Origin of the sequence: Kosakonia sp. CCTCC M2018092, assembly GCF_003864115.1 — a bacterium.
Lineage (GTDB): Bacteria > Pseudomonadota > Gammaproteobacteria > Enterobacterales > Enterobacteriaceae > Kosakonia > Kosakonia cowanii.
In genome coordinates this window covers 2736203-2759605 of the sequence record NZ_CP034225.1, presented here as the reverse complement: position 1 = coordinate 2759605, position 23403 = coordinate 2736203, and the positions used below count along the sequence as shown (strand labels likewise).

Genomic DNA, 23403 nt, shown 5'->3' with positions numbered 1-23403 from the left:
TGCCATAAACTTCCTGCGGTTAGAGGCTAAATAACCATGCTTTTAGAGGCTAATTCTCGCTTTTACCGCCAATTTACTCAGCTATTAGCAGCATAATTCCAGACTAAATGGCGATCTCAGGTGGCTTAACTAGACTTAAAGATTCACTTTATCCACATCGGGAGTGTGACTATGGCTAATGTATATCAGTCATGCATTGATGCCTGCTATCAATGCGCCGAAGCCTGCGATCGCTGTGCGGTCTCCTGTTTGCAGGAGCCGCATCTTGAGATGATGAGAGCGTGCATTAAAACGGATATGGAGTGTGCGGCGCTCTGCCGCGTGACGGCGCAGCTATTAAGCCTTGAGAGCGAGCAAGCGAAGCAGGTGTGCCGCATTTGCGCGGATGTCTGCCGCGCCTGTGCCGAAGAGTGCTCGAAGCACCAGCACGATCACTGTCAGCAGTGCGCCGCAGAGTGCCGTCGCTGTGCCGAGGTCTGTATGCAGATGACCGCTTAAGAGCGCCTTGCGGGCAATATGGAACGGGAGGGTGGCATCAGCAACGCGCCACGCCCTACGCCCCGTGGCGTTGAAGCCTCTCGTTCACCTTGAATAGATTGTGGTAGAACTCGCCCTCTTTTTTAATTTCCGCCAGACGTTCACTGACCATCTGCCTGAAGGAGTCCCCCTGATGATTGCGCAGATCCGGGTTAGCCCCCTTATCCAGCAGAAGAGCGATCTTGTCGAACTCGGCGCCAAAAAACGCCTCGGCCAGCAGTGTGTTGCCCAGCGAGTCGCGGCTGTTTATATCCGCACCGCGTGCCAGCAGTAGCGCCAGCGTGGCGTTGTTTTTCGCCCTGATGGTCGAGAAGATAAGCGGCTCAGCGTAACGCTTATCGCGGGCGTTTGCATCGAGGCCGCCGTCAAGCATCGCTTTCAGCCAGATATCCTTATCGCCCATCGCCACCATTTCGGCGGGGCTCCAGGATTTATCCGGCTGCGGCTGCAACGGGTCTGCCCCCAGGCGCACCAAATCCGTGACGATCTGCAACCGCTCAGGCGGGTTGCCATTATAGAAAGACTCATTGAGGGCAAAAAAGAGGATCGTCAGATCCTCTTTTCCCGGTGTGCTGAGGTCCGTCTTTTTTGCCAGACGCAGAGTGGTGTAGCGATCTCCCGCCTGAATCGCCTTCGCCAGCACCAGCTGCGCGCCGGAAAAGTGCTTTTCAGGCTCGATCTTTTTCAGGCTCTTGCAGCCTGGCAGCAGCATACACAGCAGAGTGAGCAGGAGCGTGGAGATAAACTTTTTCATGGCGTTTTTCTTTGCGAACCGGGTTCGGCTCCTAAGAGTGTTTTTTGGGCTGTAACCGTGCGACGGCCTGTGCGTAAACCGTCTTCGCGGCACCCACCGATTCCTGTTCACACTTAATAAGGTGCGCCAAAAGATTCCCCCTGCACAGGGTGCGCCCCGCGCGAAGCAGCGCTTGTGCCGCGTTGCCTATTGCGGCATGGACGGCGTCGTTGTCGTCTGAGTGGGAAATTGTCACGCTCTGTTCCTCGGGATGCTAATCCAGTTGGTGGCTTATCTGTGCGCCGGTGTTTATGGTGCGTAGCCACTGGTCGCCTCGCCTGAGGCACAAAAAAATGTATCAGGGCAGAGCTTTTAAAAGTTTTTCACGCAGCGCGCTAACCCGGGTTGCCAGGTCAGATAACTCTGCAAACGGTGTGTCCATTACCGAGATCATATCGGCGGGCACACCGGCGGCATCGATCTTTAACTGCTGCCCCTGTTCGGTCAGGGTGATGAGCACCCGCCGCTCGTCGCCTTGCGTATCGCGCTTTCTGGCGACCAGACCGGAGGCTTCAAGCCTTTTCAGCAGCTGGCTCAGCGTACCGGAGTCCAGCTGGACGCGCGCGCCCACTTCCGACACCGTCACGTTATCTTTTTCCCACAGCGCCAGCAGCACCAGGTACTGCGGGTAGGTCAGCCCGAGCGGTTTCAGCCGTGACTGGTAAAGCCGGGTCATCGCCAGCGAGGCGGAGTAGAGCGCGAAGCAGAGAAACTGATCCACCGTCACCGGCGCATCGCCAGGAGCCGGCACGTCATTACTCTTATCGCTATCGTTATTTGCGTCGATACACATAAGCAATTTGGGCCTGTTGGAAAGATAGAATTCTCTCTCTTAATAGCGGCAATCTATTCAGGGAGGCCGGTACGTTCACGTTTGGGTTAAAGAGACGCAGGAGAAGAGGAAAAAACGGCCTGCGCGTCGGTTGTCTGGGCGAAGTATTGAGTCTAATTATGTTGACGTCAACCTAATTAAGGCTGATGTATGAATCTCGGGCAAAACCGCGCCGCCTTTACGCTCTCTTAAAGCGGCGCGCTGTGACAGGTTACAGGCGGAAGGTGTCGACCATCCCGCGCAGCGCGTGCGCCTGGGCAGAGAGCGACTGCGATGCGCTGGAGGACTCCTCTACCAGCGCGGCGTTGTTCTGCGTCACGCCGTCCATCTGGCTGACCGCCAGGCTGACCTGGCTGATACCCTGCATCTGCTCGGAGGAGGAGAGGGAGAGATTATCCATAGCGTCTGCCAGATCGCCGACCATGCCCACCACTTTCAGGATGTTGTCGCCGGTGTCAGCCGCTTCAGCCACGCCATCTTCCACCTGCGCAACCGCCTGTTCGATCAACGTTTTGATATCCAGTGCCGCACTGGCACTGCGCTGTGCCAGCGTTCTCACTTCGCCAGCGACCACGGCAAACCCGCGCCCCTGGTCACCGGCGCGGGCCGCTTCGACTGCGGCGTTCAGCGCCAGGATGTTGGTCTGGAAGGCGATGCCTTCGATCACGCTGGTGATCTCGCGCACTTTTACCGCGCTCTGGGAGATGGCGTTCATGGTCTGCGACATACGCCCAAGCTCCTCGCCGCCGGTGCGGGCAAGGGTAGCGGTGGTACGGGCAGTATCTGCGGTCTGGCGCGCGCCGTCGGCATTGCTTTTTACCGTGGCGGTCAGCTGCTCCATGCTGGCAGCCGTCTCCTGCAAGGCAGCGGCCTGCTGCTCAGTACGGGAGGAGAGTTCAGTATTGCCCTGTGAGATCTCATCGGCCGCCGAGGCCACCGAGACGGAGGCATCGCGGATATCAGAGACCAGGCTGCGCAGATTGGACTGCATACCGGCAAGAGAAGCCAGCAGGCTGCTGGTATCGTTGCGACGCAGTGCTACCGGCGAGCTGAGATCGCCCCCGGCAATTGCCGCCGCAAGGGTCTGCGCCTGGGCGGGTTCGCCGCCGAGCTGGCGCATCAGCACGCGCACCGTAATCATACAGGTTGCCACCGCCAGTAAGATCGACAGCACTGCCAGCCCCATCAGGATCAGCGCCGTGCGGGAGATATTTTCACCGTTCTCAGCCAGCGTATCGCGGCTTAATTTCATCTGCACATCCGTCAGCGCGTTAAGGGCATCCAGCAGCGCTTTTTGCGCCGGTCGGGCGGTGTTCATCAGGTAGGTGGTGGTCTCCTCCTGACGGTTCGACAGCCCCAGTTTTCCCGCTTCCATCAGCGTCGACAGGGCCGCAGGCTCTGCGGCAACAATGCGTGAAAGCGCCGCTTTGCCTTCGTCGGAGACATTTGAGGCCATGCTCTGTTCCAGCAATTCACGATTGTGGATATAGAGTTCGCGCTGATCGTTCAGTCGCTTCCACTCCGGCTGCATCTGCACCGGATCTGTCAGCAGGGCAAGGTTACGCACGGCGATAGCCATATCACGCACGTTGCTGCGCATATCCAGCACCAGGTCATAGCGCTTCATCTTAGAATTTACGGTGTCGTTCATGCTGTCGCGCGCCTGCCACAGACCGTGCAGGGCGGTCGCGGCACAAATGATAAATAACAGAATAAGCAGGCCAAAACCCACGCTCAGACGGGTAGAAATTTTCATTAGTTTTCTCATCATATTTATGGTGTGGAGCACTATCGGCAAGAGGACGAGAAACCATTAGGGTTGAAATCAATCAAAATGTGTTCAATTGTGTCGTGCGTTAGTTAATTGCGGATTTTGCAAATATGGAGGGCGGTTAAATAAGCTAAGTTACTGCGTAGGCAGGCAGGGAAGTAGCCGGTTATTTTCATTTAACTGGCTGATTTAGATGTTAATTTTAAGCGTTCCTAACAAAAGACCGAAGTGATAGGGGGTAGCGATTTGCCAGAAGAAGACGTTGCTAATAGCAGCTTGTGTTAATTAATGGAGAGCAGAGCAACCAACAAACAAAAGGAGAAGAGGATGCAAATCAAGTTTTGGGTGTTGCTACTCGCGGTGCTTGTGACATTGACATCGACTGCAGCAAATGGGAGTTTGGTTTTTACTAAATGAAAGCAACCCCCTTAAGTTACCTGGCCATAATACAAGCGTTCTCCCGTGAACCATTCAGCGGCAAGGCTACGATCATCGAGCAAAACGGAAGCACCATTTTCAGAACGACCTTCAGTTATGAAGCCTCGATAATAGTAGTGGCCGTAATGAGGTTTGAACATGCATTAATTAAAGCTTGCGCACAAGCTTTCTGCTAAGTCGTCTACTCATGAATAATTCACTTTTTAGCTGCTCGAAAGGGGTCATGTTCTGCCCCAACATAAGAGCGCTCTATCCTAAGTTGCTCAGTTTATCGTTAAGTCTGCACTTTAATGCACCGCAATCGGCTTGCGAGAATTTATATCCGCTCCTCGCTCTAAGCCGACAAAGGTAAATCCTGCTAAAGCTCGTTCATTTTTGGAAAAAGCCGCCCGGAGGCGGCTTGCCATTATTTCCGTGGTTTACCAGCATCCGAGCGCTTTTCCCGAACTCGACCATCATTGTTACGATCGCGGGGCTGTGTACCACCGCCGGGTTTAGGAACAACTACGCCTGGATTAAGTGGTCTTCTGTCAGCCATATTTGCGTTTCCTAAAAGAATGGCAAAGTTGCCGTCTCTCTTGATACGCCTGGTACCGTGACCTTTCAATCCTTATGGGATGATCCGTTGCGCAGCATCAACTTTTCACTTATTCAACTCAAGGCGAACATTGCGCCTATGACCCTTCTCTGGGCTGAGAGCATAAGTTGTTTGCCTCATGCAATTCCGATGAATATGCTTTAGGAACTTTTATATTAAAAGCTTCTGGAAAAAGAAGAGGTTATTTATGCGGGAAATAGTTGTGGTGCCATATGATGAAAAATGGCCTGAGCTGTTTAATGCTGAAAGTTTTCTGATAAAGAGACTGCTGGGTGAGGTGGCTAAGGATATTCATCATATTGGCAGTACGTCAGTGCCTGGCCTCTCAGCAAAGCCCGTGATTGATGTCCTGGTGGAAGTTTCAGATATCAATGAATTGGATCAATGTACCCCTGCAATGGTCAACGCCGGATACGTTGCTCGCGGTGAAAACGGTATTGCGGGACGTCGGTACTTCATAAAAGAGGGTAATCAGCGTAGCCATCAAGTGCATGCGTTTTCAGTAGGGGATAGACAGGTACTTAGGCATCTTGCTTTTCGTGATTACCTGAGAAAACACACTGATATTGCAATGGCTTACGCTGAGGTAAAGCGTACAGCACAATTGCTATATAAGAACGATGCACAGGGTTATAGCGCATTCAAAACTCCCTTTATAGAGCATCATCTGCAACTTGCGTTGAATGGCTTGAACGATAGATGTTGAGTTTGTCACTGCGATCTATTTTTAAATACAATGCATTGCTCCGCATGCAGCAGCTGGGTTGGATGTGATTGTTTTAACTGGGGTCAGAGATTGAACGGTCTGTTTTGTGCCAGAAATGGAACTGTTGTATGTCAAAAATGGGCGCAGGTCGCATCAGCACATCATTTCTATAAGTCTATTCCTTCATCTGCAACATAAATCACCTCTTTCACTTCATTTGGCAATGACTCATATTTCAACGGTGTTTTTGGTTTAGCAATTAATTTATATCCACCTTGTTTATAATCGTAACTGAACACGCCTTTTCTTGACATCTCAACAAATGAACGTAGATAGCCAACACGTTGCTGCTCATTTGAAAATGCAGGCAGATTGGCTTCTATAACATAGACCTCCGACATGGGGGCCAGCGAGTAAACATAATCAAGGATAAAATTATAGTCCTCGACAGAGGCTTTGATCCTTTCAGGAACCGGCCCCTGGCCTGCTGTTGCAAAATGCGCCAGGTACCCATCCGGGCTGGATAAAAACCAGTCCAGATCATTTTCTAAAAAGCCATCGTCCATTTCCGTCATTCTTTAATACCCAATATCTTTGAACGTTTCTCACAACGTAAAATTACACCGCTATTTCCTAATCCGATACGATGACCTATCCCCGTTTGATCAGCCATGCCAGTGTTACTCCTGCATTTTATGCACAATAGTTTAAAATCCCCGGTTTAATTCCAAAACCCCCATATCAACAAGTAAGATTTTGATATTGTTAGACATTTTTTTGGTGCTTAAACATGAGGAAACCAGCCAGTGGAAGCTATTTAACTGGCTGATTTGTATGCGAGATATACCTTAATTTGCATTTTGCTTATGGAAAAGTTCACGGAATACCGGGTAGATATCATCCTGGTCGCGAATATGCTGGATGGCGAAATTATCAAACATCGTTTGCAGATGTTCATACTCGCGCCAGAGCGTCTGGTGCGCCCGACGGGTGATCTCGATATAGCTGTAGTAACGCACCACCGGCAGGATCTTCTTCGCCAGAATTTCATGACACAGCGGTGAGTCATCCGCCCAGTTATCACCATCGGAGGCCTGCGCAGCGTAGATATTCCACTGCCCAGGGTCGTAGCGCTCCTTCACCACTTCATCCATCAGTTTCAGGGCGCTGGAGACAATAGTGCCGCCCGTCTCCTGCGAGTAGAAGAACTCATGTTCATCCACCTCTTTCGCCTGCGTGTGGTGGCGGATATAGACCACTTCAACGTTTTTATAGGTCCGGCTCAGGAAGAGATAGAGCAGGATATAGAAGCGTTTGGCCATATCTTTGGTGGCCTGATCCATCGAGCCGGAAACATCCATCAGGCAGAACATCACCGCCTGGCTGGAGGGCTCCGGGCGTTTTTCGTAGTTTTTGTAGCGTAAGTCGAAGGTGTCGATAAAGGGTACGCGCTCGATTTTTGCCCGTAGCTCGGCAATCTCTTTGCGCAGACGCTCCTCCTCCAGCAGTTGCGCTGGCTCGCTTTTGGCGACGGTCTCCAGATTGCTCTCCAGCTCGCGCAATTCGCGGCGCTTGCCGGCAGTCATTGCCGTGCGGCGAGCAAGGGAGTTTTGCAGGGATCGCACAACGCTGATGTTTGCCGGTACACCGTTGGCGGTATACCCGGCGCGGTGCGTTTTGTACTCGTTCATCTGACGCTGCTGGTTTTTTTGCAGGTTCGGCAGGGCGAGATCTTCAAACAGCAGATCGAGATACTCATCTTTCGAGATCTGAAAAACAAACTCATCCTGGCCTTCACCATCCTGGCTGGCGTCGCCCTGGCCGCTGCCTCCGCCACCACCGCCGCCCTGCGGACGTTCGATGCGATCGTTGGGCACAAAATGGTCGTTCCCCGGGTGAACGCGATGGCGTAAGCCGCCGCGCCCCTGGTGGAACATCGGTTCGCTAATATCTTCCGTCGGGATTGAGACAGACTCGCCGCTCTCGACATCCGTGACCGATCGTTTGTTGATCGCCCCGGAAATGGACTGCTTTATTTGCGCTTTGTAACGGCGTAAGAAGCGCTGGCGGTTCACCGCGCTCTTGTTTTTGCCGTTCAGACGCCGGTCAATGAACCAGGTCATAGTTCCCTCCCGCTGCGTATGCCAACTTTGCAACAGACCGCGCACGGGGCGCGGCCGGGGTGGTGCTGTTATGAGGATTTACGAACCCGCAGATACCATTCGCACAGCAGGCGCACCTGCTTGCGGGTATAACCTTTCTCCATCATGCGGTCGACAAAGTCATCATGTTTTTTCTGCTCGTCGGTCGAGGTTTTGGCGTTAAAGGAGATGACCGGCAGCAACTCTTCGGTATTAGAGAACATTTTCTTCTCGATAACCGTGCGCAGTTTTTCGTAACTGGTCCAGTTCGGGTTGCGGCCGCTATTATTGGCGCGGGCGCGCAGCACGAAGTTGACGATCTCGTTACGGAAATCTTTCGGGTTACTGATCCCGGCCGGTTTCTCAATCTTCTCTAGCTCCGCATTAAGGGACTCACGGTCAAACAGCTGTCCGGTATCGGGATCGCGGTACTCCTGATCCTGAATCCAGAAATCGGCATAGGTGACATAACGGTCGAAAATGTTCTGCCCATACTCCGAGTAGGATTCGAGATAAGCGGTCTGGATCTCTTTCCCGATAAACTCGGCGTATTTCGGGATCAGGTAGCCTTTGAGGAACTCGAGATAGCGCTCGGCCTGCTCCTGCGGGAACTGTTCGCGCTCAATCTGCTGCTCCAGCACATAGAAGAGATGCACCGGGTTGGCCGCCACTTCCACATGGTCGAAGTTGAACACCCGCGAGAGGATCTTAAAGGCGAAACGCGTTGAAAGGCCGTTCATCCCTTCATCGACACCGGCGTAATCACGGTACTCCTGATAGGATTTCGCTTTCGGATCGGTATCTTTCAAACTCTCGCCGTCATAGACGCGCATTTTGGAGTAGATGCTGGAGTTTTCCGGCTCTTTCAGGCGCGAGAGAATAGAGAAGCGCGCCAGCGTTTCAAGCGTCCCCGGCGCACACGGCGCATGGGAAAGCTCAGAGTGGTTGAGCAGCTTTTCGTAAATCTTCATCTCTTCCGAGATGCGCAGGCAGTAAGGCACCTTGACGATGTAAACACGGTCGAGGAACGCCTCGTTGTTTTTGTTGTTACGGAACTGCACCCACTCCGATTCGTTGGAGTGAGCAAGAATGATGCCGTTAAACGGCAGGGCGGAGATCCCTTCGGTGCCGTTGTAGTTCCCCTCCTGGGTGGCGGTCAATAGCGGGTGCAGCACCTTGATCGGCGCTTTAAACATCTCTACGAACTCCATCACCCCCTGGTTGGCGCGGCAGAGCGCGCCGGAGTAACCGTAGGCGTCCGGGTCGTTTTGCGCGTGGTTTTCCAGTTTACGAATGTCGACTTTACCCACCAGCGCGGAGATATCCTGGTTGTTCTCATCGCCCGGTTCGGTTTTGGCGATGGCGATCTGCTCCAGAATCGACGGCCACACTTTGACGACGCGGAATTTACTGATATCGCCGCCAAACTCATGCAGCCGTTTTGCCGCCCACGGCGACATAATGGTGCCGAGATAGCGGCGCGGCACGCTGTACTCTTTTTCGAGGATCTGCGCATCTTCCTGCGGGTTAAACAGGCACAGGGGATGGTCGTTGACCGGGCTGCGCTCGCCGTTGGCGCTCAGCACGTAGATTGGCACGCGCTGCATTAAGGATTTCAGGCGTTCAGCCAGCGAGGATTTACCGCCCCCGACCGGGCCGAGCAGATAGAGGATCTGTTTCTTCTCCTCAAGCCCCTGCGCGGCGTGCTTGAGGTAGGAGACAATCTGCTCGATAGCTTCTTCCATACCATAGAACTCTTCAAACGCCGGGTAGCGTCCGATAACCCGGTTCGAAAAGAGACGGGAAAGCCGTGGCTCCTGAGCGGTGTCAACCATCACGGGCTCACCAATGGCCATCAATAGCCGTTCTGCCGCGTTAGCATAGGCACTGCGATCTTGCTTACAGATGGCAAGAAACTCCTGCAGTGTGAACTCTTCGTCCTTGGCAGCTTCATAGCGCTGGCGATAGTGATCGAATATATTCATGGCATGCCGTCCTTTCGTTTTTTAGCACAGGTTAAGAGCCGTTCGTATGAGTAATGGAGGCTCCCGGAAGCGTTAGCTGAACGACGCTTTTAGTCACCGAGCAACCCTTGTGCCAGGTTGCATGCCAACAACTGAGCGCGGATCAGGTAAATCATCTTCTTAATTTAAGCGTAGAAGGCTTTGCAAATCTTGCATGCGCCCCAAAACCAATTTCAATGGCATATCAATAACTCATCCTAAAAATCCTGTTTTTGTCATAAGCCGCAGCCAGCGCTTTCATCGTTGTTTCATAACGCTGTAATGGGAGTGTCATAACTCCGCTTCAGAGTAGAAAGTTAATTTTTTGTAATCTTCAGACAAAAAGAGTTGGGCGGGGTGCGCGGGGCGACTACACTTCATCCGCCAATTATTTGACGAACAGGAAAGAAAGGACTGTGACCAAATTCAAACTCCTGGCACTGGGCGTAGTGACGGCGATCTCTGCCTGCGCGGCCAATGCAGAAAGCAATTTTTCTCTCGGTGCGGGTGTGGGCGTGATGGAGTCTCCTTATAAGGAGTACGACACGCGCGTAACGCCGCTTCCGGTTGTGACTTATGAGAGCGATGACTTCTGGTTCCGCGGCATCGGCGGCGGCTACTACTTATGGAATGACGAAGCGGACAAACTGTCGGTGATGGCTTTCTATTCACCCTGGCAGTTCAAGCCGAAAGATAGCGACAACATTCAGCTGCGCCAGCTCGATCGCCGCAAATCGACGGCAATGGCCGGTTTAAGCTATATCCATAACACGCAGTATGGCTTCCTGCGCACCACCCTTGCCGGTGACGTGCTGGATAACAGCAATGGCGTGGTGTGGGATCTGGCCTGGCTCTACAACTACACCAACGGCGGTCTGACCGTGACGCCGGGTATCGGCGTCGAGTGGAGCAGCGATAACCAGAACGAATACTACTACGGCGTATCGCGTTCAGAATCGCGCCGCAGCGGGCTGTCGAGCTACGATCCGGACAGCAGCTGGGATCCGTACCTCGAGCTGACCGTCAGCTATCGTTTTGCCGACAACTGGAGCATTTACGGCACCGGCCGCTACTCGCACCTCTCTGATGAGATCAAAGACAGCCCGATGGTGGATAAATCCTGGTCCGGCCTGCTCTCAACGGGGGTGACCTACCGCTTCTGATTGTGCACGTCTACAGTGCATGTTGTGCAATCCAACAGGGCCTATGGCCCTGTTTTGTTTTATGGTGGTGCGTTCAACCGAGGAGGAGAAGATGGCAGAGAAAACGGTACGGCTCGGCGGCAAGGTTCTACCCGCTATCGGGCAGGGCACATGGTATATGGGTGAAAACGCCCACGCCCGGCAGCAGGAGGTTTCTGCACTACGCGCGGGCATCGATCTTGGCCTGACGCTTATCGACACCGCGGAGATGTACGCCGATGGCGCGGCAGAAGAGGTGGTTGGCGAAGCGTTGCAGGGCGGCCTGCGCGATAAGGTGTTTCTGGTATCGAAAGTCTATCCGTGGAACGCGGGAGGTGAGAAGGCGATTGCCGCTTGCGAAGCGAGCCTGCGACGGCTGAAAACCGACGCGCTCGATCTCTATCTGCTGCACTGGCGCGGGAACTATTCGCTGGCGGAAACCGTTGAGGTGATGGAGAAACTTATCCAGCAGGGGAAAATTCGCCGCTGGGGTGTCTCCAATCTCGATTACAGCGATATGCAGGAGCTGATGCAGGTGAGCGGCGGTGATGCCTGCGCCACCAATCAGGTGCTCTATCACCTGGCTTCGCGCGGCATTGAATACGATCTGCTGCCGTGGTGTCAGCAGCAGGCGATGCCGGTAATGGCCTACTGCCCGCTGGCGCAGGCCGGTCGGCTGCGCGACGGTCTGATGGAAAACAGCGTGGTGCAGCAGATTGCCGAAGCGCATCGCGCCAGCGCGGCGCAAATCTTACTGGCGTGGGTTATTCATCATCAGGGCGTGATGGCGATTCCGAAAGCATCGAGCATTAAGCATGTGGAAGAGAATGCCGCAGCGCTCGCTATTGTGCTCAGTGAAGAGGAAATGCAACAGCTGGACGCGGCGTTTCCGGCACCGAAGGGCAAAACCGCGCTTGATGTGGTGTAAGGCAGGCAATTCCCTCTCCCGACGGGAGAGGGGAGGCAGGGCGATCAGCGTTTAACGACGCGGATGGTCTGCGCGAGGCGGGAGGGCTTCTCTTCGCTCGCTTTCTGCGCCACGGTCGCATTGACCGACTCGACGCAGACGAAAGTTTTGTAGCCATCATCCGGCATGTCGGCCATGCTGACAGAGAGCGCCGGGCCCGGGTTCCAGGCAACGACGTTGGCATTGTGGTGATGGGTCACTTCAATCGCGCGGTTCAGCTTCGCATCATGGATCAGGCTACATCCTTCGGCGTTGAGGTAGACGCGGTCGACGCGATCCGGAAAGGTCTGCACGCCGTCGGTCAGCACATCCTCTTTGGCGTCGTTCACTTTATCGATAAAGCGATCGCCCAGGCCGCTTACTTTAACGTCCGCAATATCGCCAACGTTGAAGTAGGTGTGCAGCGCAGAGGTGGTTTCAAACTCACCGTGCGCTTCCAGCTCCATTTCGCAGGTTGCTGCCAGTTTGAAGCGGGCGAAGAGGGTGAAGTCGTGCGGCCAGTGCTGGCGCGACGCGTCGCTGCTTTGCAGTTCGAAGGTCAGCACTACGCTGCTCTCATCTTCGTTATGCGCCTGCAACGCCCACGGCAGGTTGCGGGCAAAACCGTGCGCCGGCAGACCCTGCTCCTTCGCCGGGCCGAACCACGGCCAGCAAATCGGCACACCGCCACGGATCGCCACACCCTCTTTAAACGGCGTATTGCCGCTCAGCCACAGCACCTCTTCTTCACCCTGCGGTTTCCAGCACAGCAGGTGCGCGCCCTGGTAAGCAAACGCGGCTTTGACCTGCGGATGATCGACAACCAGCACGTCGAGTTCATCCAGCGTGCGGCGCGAGAGCGTCGGCGTGATTTGTTCGACTACCGGAAGTGCAAAAATTTTATTAATCATTAACGCAATCCTCTGTCTTCAAAACAAAAAAAGAGCGACCGAAGTCGCCCTTTCAGAAAGCTTACCATCTCAACTTATTTGGAGATGTGAGCGATCAGATCCAGAACTTTGTTAGAGTAGCCGGTTTCGTTGTCGTACCAGGAGACCAGTTTCACGAAGTTGTCGTTCAGTGCGATACCTGCTTTAGCATCGAACACGGAAGTGCAAACTTCGCCGTTGAAATCGGTAGAAACAACGTCGTCTTCGGTGTAACCCAGAACGCCTTTCATTTCGCCTTCAGAAGCGGCTTTGATGGCTTTCTTGATCTCTTCGTAGGACGCTGCTTTTTCCAGACGAACGGTCAGGTCAACAACAGATACGTTCGGAGTCGGAACGCGGAACGCCATACCGGTCAGTTTGCCGTTCAGTTCCGGCAGAACTTTACCTACTGCTTTAGCAGCGCCGGTAGAGGACGGGATGATGTTCTGAGCTGCGCCGCGGCCGCCGCGCCAGTCTTTGTGAGACGGGCCATCAACGGTTTTCTGAGTTGCGGTGGTCGCGTGAACGGTGGTCATCAGACCTTCGATGATGCCGAAGTTGTCGTTGATAACTTTCGCCAGCGGAGCCAGGCAGTTGGTGGTGCAGGAAGCGTTGGAAACGATGTCCTGGCCTGCATATTTCTCGAAGTTAGCGCCACGCACGAACATCGGGGTGTTGTCTTTGGACGGACCGGTCAGAACAACTTTTTTCGCGCCGGCAGTGATGTGCTTACGAGCAGTTTCGTCGGTCAGGAAGATACCGGTAGCTTCAGCAACAACGTCAACGCCGATTTCGTTCCACTTCAGGTTAGCCGGGTCTTTCTCAGCAGTAACACGGATGGTTTTGCCGTTAACAACCAGGTGGCCGTCTTTCACTTCAACGGTGCCGTTGAAACGACCGTGAGTGGAGTCGTACTTCAGCATGTACGCCATGTAATCCGCATCTAACAGATCGTTGATACCAACGATTTCGATGTCAGAACGCTCTTGAGCAGCACGGAAAACAATGCGACCGATACGGCCAAAACCGTTGATACCTACTTTGATAGTCATATATTCCACCAGCTATTTGTTAGTGAATAAAAGGTTGGCTGTAAAATTACAAAAACCTTACGCAGCGTCAAGCGGAATCGTGTCAATCATTGCGACAAATCAATCATCCGCATGTCCGTGGTCAGACTGATTAATCTCACTTTCCCTTTGAGCATCTTCCCCATATGGGGTGCCGCCCAAGATTTTAAAGGTCACTAAAGATAAAAGTGTGAGACTCATCACAATTCCCTGGCTGCTTTATCGCAACTGCTAAGTTTAGAACAAAAGTCGAGCCCTGAGTGTTAATGTTTTGTTAGAATCAGGCTGATAAGTTGTCGAATCATGACCGCGAGATGTAAACAAATGGCGAATAATTCTTCCCAGGACGATCTGAAAAACGATCTGACCGAAATGCAGTTCTACGTAACGCAAAATCATGGCACCGAGCCGCCGTTTAGCGGACGCCTGCTGCACAACAAGCGCGATGGCGTTTACCACTGCCTGGTGTGCGATGCCGCGCTCTTCAGCGCCGAGACCAAGTATGATTCTGGCTGCGGCTGGCCGAGCTTCTACGAGCCGGTGAGCGAAGAGGCGATTCGTTATATCAATGATTACTCCCACGGCATGCAGCGGGTGGAAATCCGCTGCGGTAAGTGCGATGCGCATCTGGGGCACGTTTTCCCGGACGGCCCGCAGCCAACCGGCGAGCGTTATTGCGTCAACTCCGCGTCGCTGAGCTTCACCGATGAAGAGAATGGCGACCAGACCCGCGGTTGAAAAATCGATTCAGCGATTATTCCAGAGAGCAGAGTAAGATGAATATTGATGAGATCGTGAGCAACATGACGCCGGAGATCTACCAGCGTCTGGCAACGGCAGTTGAGCTGGGAAAATGGCCCGACGGCGTGGCGCTGACGCCGGAGCAGAAAGAGAACAGTCTGCAACTGGTGATGTTATGGCAGGCGCGCAATAACGTGCAGGCGCAGCATATGACCATCGATACCAACGGACAAATGGTGATGAAGAGCAAACAGCAGCTGAAAGAGGAGTTTGGCATCACGCCCAAACCGATCGCCACCTTCAAATCCTGACGATCTGCCGGATGGCGGCGTAAACGCCTTATCCGGCCTACGGGTTCGCACGCTTTTGCAGGCCTGATAAGTGCAACGCCATCAGGCAGGTTTTGGGCTCCGAAGCGGATTGCCGGATGGCGGCGTAAACGCCTTATCCGGCCTACGGAGTGCCACGCTTTTGTAGGCCTGATAAGGCGCAGCCGCCATCAGGCAGCGCGCGGAAATCAGCAACGCTTATCCCTGCGTCTCCAACCAGTCCGCCAGCGTATAGAGCGTTGCGCCACCGCTTGCCATCGCCATAAACGCCTGCGCGCTGTCGTCGGCATGCAGGTTTACGCCGCGGCAGCCGTCGGTGATCACATTCACCTCATACCCAAGCTGTAGCGCATCCTGCACCGTAAACTTCACGCAATAATCGGTGGCTAAACCCATTACCACCAGTTCGCGAATGCCATGCGCCTGCAACCAATCGTGAAGCCCCGTCTGCTGACGGTGGCCGTTATCGAAAAAGGCGCTGTAGCTGTCGATACGCGGATTTTCCCCTTTGTGGAACACCGCATCGATGGCCTGCCGATCGAGCAGCGGATGCAGCGCCGCGCCCTCGCTCCCTTGCACACAGTGATCGGGCCAGAAAGTCTGCGCCAGCCCCTCCAGCTCGCCGGTGACAAACGGCTCAACGCCGTGCTGGCTGGCGAAACTGCCGTGATTCGCCGGATGCCAGTCCATACTGGTCAGCACCGGCTCGCCGCGGCTTTTAAACCACGGGATCAGGGTGTTTGCCACATCCACGGTGCTGTCGCCGCCCGCGACGGCCAGCGCGCCACCGGCACAAAAATCGTTTTGCAGATCGACCAACAGCAGAGCGCGTGCTTTCATCGTCAACTCCTTACTCGTCCGGCGTCAGTTCACCGCGCAGGTTTTGCGTCATCGCGGTGCGGATCGCATTCGCGTCCAGATCCTGACTTAACAGATAGTGCAGTTTAGTCAGCGTCGCCTCGACCGTCATATCCGCGCCGCCAATCACGCCTGCATGGGCGAGGGCGTTACCGGTAGCATAACCGCCCATATTGACCTTACCGGACATGCACTGGGTCAGGTTGACGACCACGATGCCGCGCTCGCTCGCTTCCTGCAGTGCCTTAAGAAACTCGCGGTTTTGCGGCGCATTGCCGACGCCATAGGAGCGCAGGATCAGCGCTTTTACCGGCTGCAGCAGGAAGTTACGCACCACATCGGCAGAAATACCCGGGTAGATAGTGACCACGCCAATCGGTTGCGGGGTGATCGGATGAACGATCAGTTCGCCCACGGTGCTCGGCGCGGGCGGCGTGCCGAGACGGCGAATATGAATACCCGCTTCCAGCAACGGCGAGAGATTCGGTGAGGCAAAAGCATCAAAACCATCCGCGTGGGCTTTAGTGGTGCGGTTGCCACGATAGAGACGGTTGTTGAAAAAGAGGGTCACTTCGTTAATCGGGAAATTCGCCGCTACATAGAGCGCGTTAAGCAGGTTGATCTGCCCGTCGGAGCGCAGCTCCGCCAGCGGAATTTGTGACCCTGTCACAATAACCGGCTTGCCGAGGTTTTCCAGCATAAACGACAGCGCGGACGCGGTGTAGGCCATGGTGTCGGTGCCGTGCAGGATCACGAAACCGTCATACTCGTCGTAGTGCGTTTTCACATCATCCGCAATATGCTGCCAGTCTTCCGGCGTCATATCGGAGGAGTCCATCAGCGGGGCATATTCGTGGATGGTGAAGTCGGGCATCTCCGGGCGATGGAACTCAGGCATCAGCGCCAGCTGGCGTTGCAGATGACCGGAAACCGGCACATAGCCATGCTCTGAACGCTGCATGCCGATGGTGCCGCCCGTGTAGGCTACGTAAATGGATTTTTTTTGCATGGTAAGTAGGTTCTGACTGAATCAAAAAAATCCCCTCCGGCGGAGGGGATGCGTAAGGAAAAATTAGCGAACGGTGGCGCAGTTCAGGCACAGCGCATAACGGTTCTGCGGATCGTTAAACACCGCCAGTTTATCCGTTTCGGCTTTCACTTCCTGCGCTGCGCTGGCCAGCGGAGCCGGCAGATAAGCCTGCAACGCCTGCGGCAGCATCGCGCGCACCGAGCCGGTCATGCTGTCCACCACGCGATCCAGTAAGCCTGGCTCCTCTTCGTAGTAATCAACATGCCACTGTTTCAGCTTCGCCAGCTCTGCGGCTTTAGCAATCGCGTCATCAAAGTCGCCCAGCGCATCGACCAGACCGTTGTTTTTCGCATCCTGACCGGTCCAGACGTGGCCCTGTGCGATTTTATCTACCTGCTCCGGCGTGCTGTTGCGCGACTTCGCCACCAGCGTGATAAAGCGCTTATAGCCATTCTCAATGCTCAACTGCATCATCTGCTGAACTTCATCAGGCAGCGCTTTGGTCATGCTCACATCCGCCAGCGGCGAAGTGGCAACGCCATCCGTATGCACACCGATGCTGTCGAGGCTGTTCTCCAGCGTATTGATCACGCCGAAGATGCCGATAGAGCCGGTCAGGGTGCTTGGGTTGGCAACAATGTAGTTGGCTGGTGTTGAGATCCAGTACCCGCCAGACGCTGCCATGCCGCCCATCGAAACGACAACTGGTTTGCCTGCCGCACGGGCAGCGGCCAGTTCAGCGCGGATCACCTCGGAGGCGCTAACGCTGCCGCCCGGGCTGTTGACACGCAGGACGATCGCTTTGACCTTATCATCCAGACGCGCATCGCGGATCTGCGCCGCGGTGGTATCACCGCCCACGTTCCCCGGCGTCTCTTCGCCATCCATAATTGCGCCGTTGGCGAAGATCACCGCCACGGTACCGCCTACATCGGCCGGTGTTTTGGTTTGATAGTCATAGAAGCTGATGGCGCGGAAGTTTTTATCTTCCTTGCTCCAGCCAAACTGTTTCACCATCGCTTTTTCTGCGTCGGCGGCAGAGCCCAGCTCATCAACCAGCTTGTTATCCAGCGCATATTTCGCCGTATCGCCGTCCACTTTACGCAGGCCATCGAGCATCGCTTGCGCGCCAGGGAAGACCTGCTGGGCGGTGATCTGGCGGTTAGCCGCCACGGTGTTAAGGTAGTTTTGCCACAGCTCGCCGATCCAGCGGCTGTCCGCTTCGCGCGCGGCAGGGGACATATCGTCGCGAATGAACGGCTCAACGGCGGATTTGTAGGTGCCGACGCGGAAGACGTGGGTCGTCACTTTCAGTTTGTCGAGCAGCGCTTTGTAGTAGAGGCCGTTAGTGGCGAAACCATGCAGATCGACCACGCCCTGCGGCGAGAGCCAGATCTTATTGGCAAAGCTCGCAAGGTAGTACTGGCCCTGGCTGTAGTTATCGCCCACTGCATAGACCGGTTTGCCGCTGTCGCGGAATTCGCGCAGCGCTTTACCGATGTACTGCATTGAGGGCTGATCGGCCCCGGCGAAATTCTTCAGATCGAGCACAATACCGGTAATGTTGCGATCCTGCTGTGCCTGACGGATGGTTTCGACGATATCGAAGAGTGAGTTCTCCTGCAGACGATCGGAGCTGGCGCCGAACAGCTGGCGACCCAGTGCACCGAGGCGGCCGCTGGCGGAGGTTTTATCAACCACCACGCCGGAGATATCCAGCAGCAGCGCGCCGCGCCCGCTGCGCTCCGCTTTGCTGTCGCTCATCTGCATCCATACGCCGACTGCCACTAAGATCAACACGATGAAGATAACGTTCATCACCAGGTTGCGGGTAAAGTTCAGCAGTCGCCAGCACCACTTAAAAAATCCGGCAATAATGCGCCAAAGGGTTTGCATGTATTCTCCCTGCGAGTTAACGGCCACCGCTGCCCGAGCGGCAAAGTGTGGTTATCCTAATTATCCCGCTGCCTCTTGTCAGCAGGAATCGCCTCCGGCGCTGTAACAATTTCTACGCCCATGTTAATTTTATGAACAAATTTCACAACAAGAGGTTAACTAATGGACGCACTTGAACTTCTCGTCAACCGACGCAGTGCTTCTCGCCTGGCAGAACCGGCTCCGGCTGGAGAGCAACTGGATAACATTCTGCGCGCCGGCATGCGTGCGCCAGACCACGGCACGCTGCAACCGTGGCACTTTTTTGTGATTGAAGGGGAAGGGCGCGAGCGCTTCAGCCAGACGATGGAGCAGGCGGCGCGTGCTGCAGGCCAGGATGAAAAGGGCATTGAGAAAGCGCGCACCTCGCCGTTTCGTGCCCCGATGATTATCACCGTGGTGGCAAAGTGTCAGGAGCACCACAAAGTGCCGCAGTGGGAGCAGTTGCTCTCCGCCGGGTGTGCGGTGATGGCGATGCAGATGGCGGCGCTGGCGCAGGGCTTTAACGGCATCTGGCGCACCGGCCCGCTGACCAACAGCCCCGAGGTTCGCCAGGCATTTAACTGTGGTGAACTGGATCAGGTTGTTGGCTTCCTCTACCTCGGTACCCCGCAACTGAAAGCCTCTACCACGGTGACCGTGCCGGATCATACGCCGTTCGTTACCCACTTCTGAGTGCCGCTTTTGCCGGATAGCGTTAAACGCTAATCCGGCCTGGGCCACCACGCAGGTTTTGCAGGCCGGATTAAACGCTGCCGTCATCCGGCAGCAGGGTTACTTATGACTCGCGGCAAACTCCTCTTTGGCTTTCTGCAACTGCTGCTGGAAAGCCGGATTGGTGTGCAGGGTGGCGACAACCGCCGAGCCGACAACGCGCGCGGCGTCCACGTCGCTCTGCCAGTGGTAACCACAAATCACCCGGCTTTGGCCCAGGTCGAAGCCGCGCTTGAGGATCTCGTTCTGCCGCTGCGGGTTGATTTCCGCCAGCACCAGTGCCGTGGCCCAGCCAATCGAGGTATGGCCTGACGGGTAAGATCCATTCTTCGACAGCTCATCCTGATCTTTGGTATTGCAGGTTGGCACGTTGTAGAAGGCGAAAGGCCGGATGCGCATGTACTTCTGTTTTGCGCCGCGCGTCGCCAGATCGCCCGCATCTTCAATCATATTGGTCAGCAGCTTATGCAACTGCGGCGCATCTTCCTCGGTGATCGGAGAACCGAACGCGCCGGAGAAGGCATTGGCCACGCCGCCGCTGCTCAGGTTGGCGTCTTCTGCGGCAAGCTTGCCGCGCTCGGTATTGCGCAGTAAACGACCCTGCTCATACATCGCCTGATCGTTCAAAAAGGCGATGCTGCCCACTTCCGGCGGCGGTGGCAGCAGCGCGAGGCTATCTATCGCCTGGTCGTTTTTCAGGTAGTAGAGATCCGGTTTGGTGGTGGCATCATTTCCAGTCGGTACAAGAGCAAAGGCGTTGGCAGAAAGTAAACCCGCAAGACAGAGGGTAATAAGGCTTTTTTTCATTAGAGATTCCTTAGATTTTTGACTGCAACAGCCATAAGTGGCTGTTGTCATCTTTTTGTCATAATTCTTAGGAAATGACGTTGCGGTGAATCGCAAAACCGCGCCTGAGTGGAGTTTAGTGGTAGCGATTGCTCAAGATATAACCAGTGGATTCCACTGTTTCGTTCGCTTAATGAGCAACGGGATGCGAAATCGGATAGTCACACTTACCACCTTACGGTTTGGGCGCTACCATAGCGCCATTGCAAAGACAGGAGATCTCCATGAGCGAGCAAGCTATTCGTTTAACGCAATACAGCCACGGAGCCGGTTGCGGATGTAAAATTTCCCCCAAAGTGCTGGACACCATTCTGCACAGCGAGCAGGCGAAATTCCTCGATCCCAACCTTCTGGTCGGCAACGAGACGCGTGACGACGCCGCGGTTTACGACCTTGGTAATGGCACCTGTGTAATCAGCACCACTGACTTTTTTATGCCGATCGTCGATAACCCCTTCGACTTTGGCCGCATCGCTGCGACAAATGCCATCAGCGACGTCTTCGCGATGGGCGGCAAACCGATTATGGCGATCGCTATCCTCGGCTGGCCGCTCGATAAGCTGCCCCCGGAGGTTGCCCGCGAAGTGATCGAAGGCGGGCGTTTTGCCTGCCAGCAGGCGGGCATTGCGCTGGCCGGTGGCCACTCGATTGACGCGCCGGAGCCGATTTTTGGCCTCGCTGTCACCGGCGTGGTACCAACCGAGCGCGTGAAGAAAAACAGCACCGCGCAGGCGGGCTGCAAACTCTTCCTTACCAAACCGCTGGGCATTGGCGTGTTGACCACCGCCGAGAAAAAATCGCTGCTTAAGCCGGAGCATGTCGGGCTGGCAACGGAAGTGATGTGCCGGATGAACCTCGCCGGTGCGGCGTTTGCCGATATTGAGGGGGTAAAAGCGATGACCGATGTCACCGGTTTTGGTCTGCTCGGCCACCTGAGCGAGATGTGCCAGGGCGCGGGCGTGCAGGCGCAACTTACCTACGCCGATGTGCCAAAGCTGCCAGGCGTGGAGGAGTATATTGCTCAGGGCGCGGTACCGGGCGGCACGCAGCGTAACTTTGCCAGCTACGGCCACCTGATGGGCGAGATGCCGGACGCGGTGCGCAATCTGCTCTGCGATCCGCAAACCTCCGGCGGTCTGCTGCTGGCGGTGACGCCGGAGGCCGAAGCGCAGGTGAAAGCCACGGCGGCGGAGTACGGCATTGAACTGAGCGCCATTGGCGAACTGGTTACCGCCCGCGGCGGTCGCCCGATGATTGAGATCCGATAAGTCGATGCGGTTATTTATTGCCGAAAAGCCCAGTCTGGCGCGCGCCATTGCCGATGTGTTGCCCAAGCCGCATCGCAAAGGCGACGGCTACATTGAGTGCGGTAATGGCCAGGTGGTGACCTGGTGTATTGGTCACCTGCTGGAGCAGGCGCAGCCGGATGTCTATGACAGCCGCTATGCGCGCTGGAACCTGGCGGACTTGCCTATCGTGCCGGAGAAGTGGCAGCTGCAGCCGCGCCCGTCGGTGCTCAAGCAGATTAACGTTATTAAGCGTCTGCTTGCCGACGCCGACGAAGTGGTACATGCCGGTGACCCGGATCGCGTACTGTTACGATGTTCTCATTGAATTAGATTGTTACATAGATAATCTATGAACTTATGAAATCATCCGGCAGGTACTCGTATGAGCATCATTCTTTGGGAAGTTCCTGACTTTGTTGTTGACCAGAAGATTAATAGGGAAATTGATACTAACACTGGCGAGTTATCGGTAAATTTTGTAGGTGAAGGTCAGCATTTAGGAAAGCTTCCGCTATTATTTGCGGAAGACGGCAGCAGTATTAGAGTCGCCAATAATTGGCTGATTCATCTGAAGGCTAATTTACGTAAAAAAGAGGTCAATACGCAGGCTCAGGCATTACTGCATTATTTTACCTTTCTTCATGATGTTGGTATCTCTTGGGATGAGATGCCAATAGCTCTCAGATTACGTCCTACCTACGCTTTTCGTAAGCATTTGCGAGACATGTTCAAACGTGGTGAGTTGGCACGGAGCACTGCTAGCAGTTATATGGGATCAGTGATTAATTTTTATAAATTCTATCTGGCTCGCGAACATTTTTTTGCATATCCGCCCTTTAATTATGAAGTGGTACGATTAAATAGAAATTCATCTCAAGAATATATGAGAAGTCATTTTATTCATGTTGATACTACGGATTTAAGATTGAAACTGCCTAGTGATACCCGTCATTTTGGGTTATCACGAAAACTTATTCCCTTAAACAGTAAAGAATGGCAAGTTGTCGAGTCAGTATACAAAATTCGTGGTATGGGCATTTCAAATAGTGTAGGTGGGTTTAAGGAAGTGCCATTGTCTGATGAATGTAAACTTGCAATTGAACTAAGTCGATACTCTGGGCTGAGAAGATCAGAAATTATCACGCTTAGAGCAAAAGAAATTTATAAGCCAAACGCTGAGCAGCTTAAGAAAAAATATCTTATCAATACTGATGGTTTACTACTTGATCCCCAACACGGTGTTGAAACCAAGAATGGAACAATACGCACCGCTGAGATTCATTCTGAACTAATGCAGACCTTGTATGATTATATTAATTCACCCAGATATATTAAGCGTAGAAAGAGATACCAAGAGCTATACCCTGAAAACAAAGATAACCCGCCACTATTGTTAAATCAGAATGGCAAACCTTATGCGGCAAAAACACTGGATGCCCGCTGGGGTGAAATCAGAAATGCGGTTAGAAAAGAGTTACCCAATTTTAGTCATAAATTTCATAATTTACGTTCAACCTATGCAGTGGAAAGGCTGAAGGAATTACTAAATGCTGGGCTAAAAGAGGGAAAAGCGCTTGATTACCTGCAATCTGTAATGGGGCATAAAAGTCGAACAACTTTATTGAGCTACCTTAGACTCTGCGAGGAGGAGACGATGACGGCGAATGAAATACATGAACTGGCTATCAATATTATCCTTAAGAGCGATAAATAACT

The 23403-nt window shown here is 54.1% G+C and carries 21 protein-coding genes and 1 pseudogene; 10 read left to right on the top strand and 12 right to left on the bottom strand.

What is annotated here, in order from left to right; all coding sequences use genetic code 11:
- Window positions 1-171 precede the first annotated feature (171 nt).
- Complete coding sequence (locus tag EH164_RS13140; RefSeq protein WP_124968531.1) at window positions 172-498, top strand: four-helix bundle copper-binding protein; 327 nt, start codon at window positions 172-174, stop codon at window positions 496-498.
- 55 nt (window positions 499-553) lie between these two features.
- Here EH164_RS13140 and EH164_RS13135 read toward each other — a convergent pair whose 3' ends face one another.
- The 3 genes from EH164_RS13135 to EH164_RS13125 form a co-directional block, all read right to left on the bottom strand.
- Window positions 554-1291 (bottom strand): ankyrin repeat domain-containing protein, encoded by a 738-nt coding sequence (locus EH164_RS13135; RefSeq protein ID WP_241174962.1) that lies wholly within the window; start codon window positions 1289-1291, stop codon window positions 554-556.
- A 337-nt stretch (window positions 1292-1628) separates the two neighbouring features.
- Complete coding sequence (locus EH164_RS13130; RefSeq protein WP_124968530.1) at window positions 1629-2123, bottom strand: MarR family winged helix-turn-helix transcriptional regulator; 495 nt, start codon at window positions 2121-2123, stop codon at window positions 1629-1631.
- 250 nt (window positions 2124-2373) lie between these two features.
- A complete protein-coding gene (locus EH164_RS13125) occupies window positions 2374-3918 on the bottom strand; it encodes a methyl-accepting chemotaxis protein (RefSeq protein ID WP_124968529.1) in 1545 nt (514 codons plus the stop codon).
- A 1238-nt stretch (window positions 3919-5156) separates the two neighbouring features.
- On the opposite strand from EH164_RS13125, the gene EH164_RS13115 reads away from it, so the two are divergent.
- Entirely contained in the window at window positions 5157-5675 is a 519-nt protein-coding gene (locus EH164_RS13115; protein ID WP_124968528.1) for a GrpB family protein, read from the top strand.
- A 167-nt stretch (window positions 5676-5842) separates the two neighbouring features.
- On the opposite strand, the gene EH164_RS13110 is transcribed toward EH164_RS13115, so the two are convergent.
- The 3 genes from EH164_RS13110 to yeaG all read right to left on the bottom strand — a co-directional run bounded on the left by EH164_RS13110 (window position 5843) and on the right by yeaG (window position 9801).
- The gene (locus EH164_RS13110) at window positions 5843-6241 is read right to left on the bottom strand and encodes a hypothetical protein (protein ID WP_124968527.1); all 399 of its coding nucleotides are present in this window, start codon (window positions 6239-6241) and stop codon (window positions 5843-5845) included.
- A gap of 282 nt (window positions 6242-6523) precedes the next feature.
- On the bottom strand, window positions 6524-7798 hold the full coding sequence (locus EH164_RS13105) for a YeaH/YhbH family protein (protein ID WP_124968526.1): 1275 nt from the start codon (window positions 7796-7798) through the stop codon (window positions 6524-6526).
- A 68-nt stretch (window positions 7799-7866) separates the two neighbouring features.
- Window positions 7867-9801 (bottom strand): protein kinase YeaG, encoded by a 1935-nt coding sequence (gene yeaG / locus EH164_RS13100; protein WP_042714617.1) that lies wholly within the window; start codon window positions 9799-9801, stop codon window positions 7867-7869.
- Between the two features lie 434 nt (window positions 9802-10235).
- Here yeaG and EH164_RS13095 point away from each other — a divergent pair, with 434 nt between their 5' ends.
- Window positions 10236-10982 (top strand): MipA/OmpV family protein, encoded by a 747-nt coding sequence (locus EH164_RS13095; RefSeq protein WP_124968525.1) that lies wholly within the window; start codon window positions 10236-10238, stop codon window positions 10980-10982.
- Between the two features lie 91 nt (window positions 10983-11073).
- Window positions 11074-11928 carry an aldo/keto reductase gene (locus EH164_RS13090; RefSeq protein WP_124968524.1) on the top strand — a complete coding sequence of 285 codons (855 nt, stop codon included), beginning with the start codon at window positions 11074-11076 and terminating at the stop codon, window positions 11926-11928.
- A gap of 44 nt (window positions 11929-11972) precedes the next feature.
- On the opposite strand, the gene EH164_RS13085 is transcribed toward EH164_RS13090, so the two are convergent.
- Together EH164_RS13085 and gapA are read right to left on the bottom strand one after the other, a co-directional pair.
- The gene (locus EH164_RS13085) at window positions 11973-12857 is read right to left on the bottom strand and encodes a D-hexose-6-phosphate mutarotase (RefSeq protein ID WP_124968523.1); all 885 of its coding nucleotides are present in this window, start codon (window positions 12855-12857) and stop codon (window positions 11973-11975) included.
- Window positions 12858-12931: 74 nt separating this feature from the next.
- Window positions 12932-13927 (bottom strand): glyceraldehyde-3-phosphate dehydrogenase, encoded by a 996-nt coding sequence (gene gapA / locus EH164_RS13080; protein ID WP_023481291.1) that lies wholly within the window; start codon window positions 13925-13927, stop codon window positions 12932-12934.
- Window positions 13928-14269: 342 nt separating this feature from the next.
- On the opposite strand from gapA, the gene msrB reads away from it, so the two are divergent.
- Together msrB and EH164_RS13070 are read left to right on the top strand one after the other, a co-directional pair.
- Window positions 14270-14683, top strand: a complete 414-nt coding sequence (gene msrB / locus EH164_RS13075) for a peptide-methionine (R)-S-oxide reductase MsrB (protein ID WP_054802950.1) — start codon at window positions 14270-14272, stop codon at window positions 14681-14683.
- Window positions 14684-14721: 38 nt separating this feature from the next.
- Complete coding sequence (locus EH164_RS13070; protein ID WP_023481791.1) at window positions 14722-14997, top strand: YeaC family protein; 276 nt, start codon at window positions 14722-14724, stop codon at window positions 14995-14997.
- Between the two features lie 216 nt (window positions 14998-15213).
- Here EH164_RS13070 and pncA read toward each other — a convergent pair whose 3' ends face one another.
- From pncA to sppA, 3 genes are all read right to left on the bottom strand, one after another.
- Window positions 15214-15855, bottom strand: a complete 642-nt coding sequence (gene pncA, locus EH164_RS13065; protein ID WP_124968522.1) for a bifunctional nicotinamidase/pyrazinamidase — start codon at window positions 15853-15855, stop codon at window positions 15214-15216.
- A gap of 10 nt (window positions 15856-15865) precedes the next feature.
- Entirely contained in the window at window positions 15866-16882 is a 1017-nt protein-coding gene (ansA, locus tag EH164_RS13060) for an asparaginase (protein WP_124968521.1), read from the bottom strand.
- A gap of 63 nt (window positions 16883-16945) precedes the next feature.
- Window positions 16946-18799, bottom strand: a complete 1854-nt coding sequence (gene sppA, locus EH164_RS13055) for a signal peptide peptidase SppA (protein ID WP_023481306.1) — start codon at window positions 18797-18799, stop codon at window positions 16946-16948.
- Window positions 18800-18961: 162 nt separating this feature from the next.
- On the opposite strand from sppA, the gene EH164_RS13050 reads away from it, so the two are divergent.
- Window positions 18962-19513, top strand: coding sequence for an NAD(P)H nitroreductase (locus tag EH164_RS13050; protein ID WP_023481722.1), 552 nt, complete (start codon window positions 18962-18964; stop codon window positions 19511-19513).
- Window positions 19514-19612: 99 nt separating this feature from the next.
- Here EH164_RS13050 and phoC read toward each other — a convergent pair whose 3' ends face one another.
- Complete coding sequence (phoC, locus tag EH164_RS13045; RefSeq protein WP_124968520.1) at window positions 19613-20359, bottom strand: acid phosphatase PhoC; 747 nt, start codon at window positions 20357-20359, stop codon at window positions 19613-19615.
- Window positions 20360-20622: 263 nt separating this feature from the next.
- On the opposite strand from phoC, the gene selD reads away from it, so the two are divergent.
- From selD to EH164_RS13030, 3 genes and pseudogenes are all read left to right on the top strand, one after another.
- On the top strand, window positions 20623-21666 hold the full coding sequence (gene selD, locus EH164_RS13040; protein ID WP_124968519.1) for a selenide, water dikinase SelD: 1044 nt from the start codon (window positions 20623-20625) through the stop codon (window positions 21664-21666).
- 4 nt (window positions 21667-21670) lie between these two features.
- Window positions 21671-21988, top strand: a pseudogene (locus EH164_RS13035) (toprim domain-containing protein); the annotation flags it as partial.
- Window positions 21989-22069: 81 nt separating this feature from the next.
- Complete coding sequence (locus EH164_RS13030) at window positions 22070-23401, top strand: site-specific integrase (protein ID WP_124968518.1); 1332 nt, start codon at window positions 22070-22072, stop codon at window positions 23399-23401.
- Window positions 23402-23403: the final 2 nt, after the last annotated feature.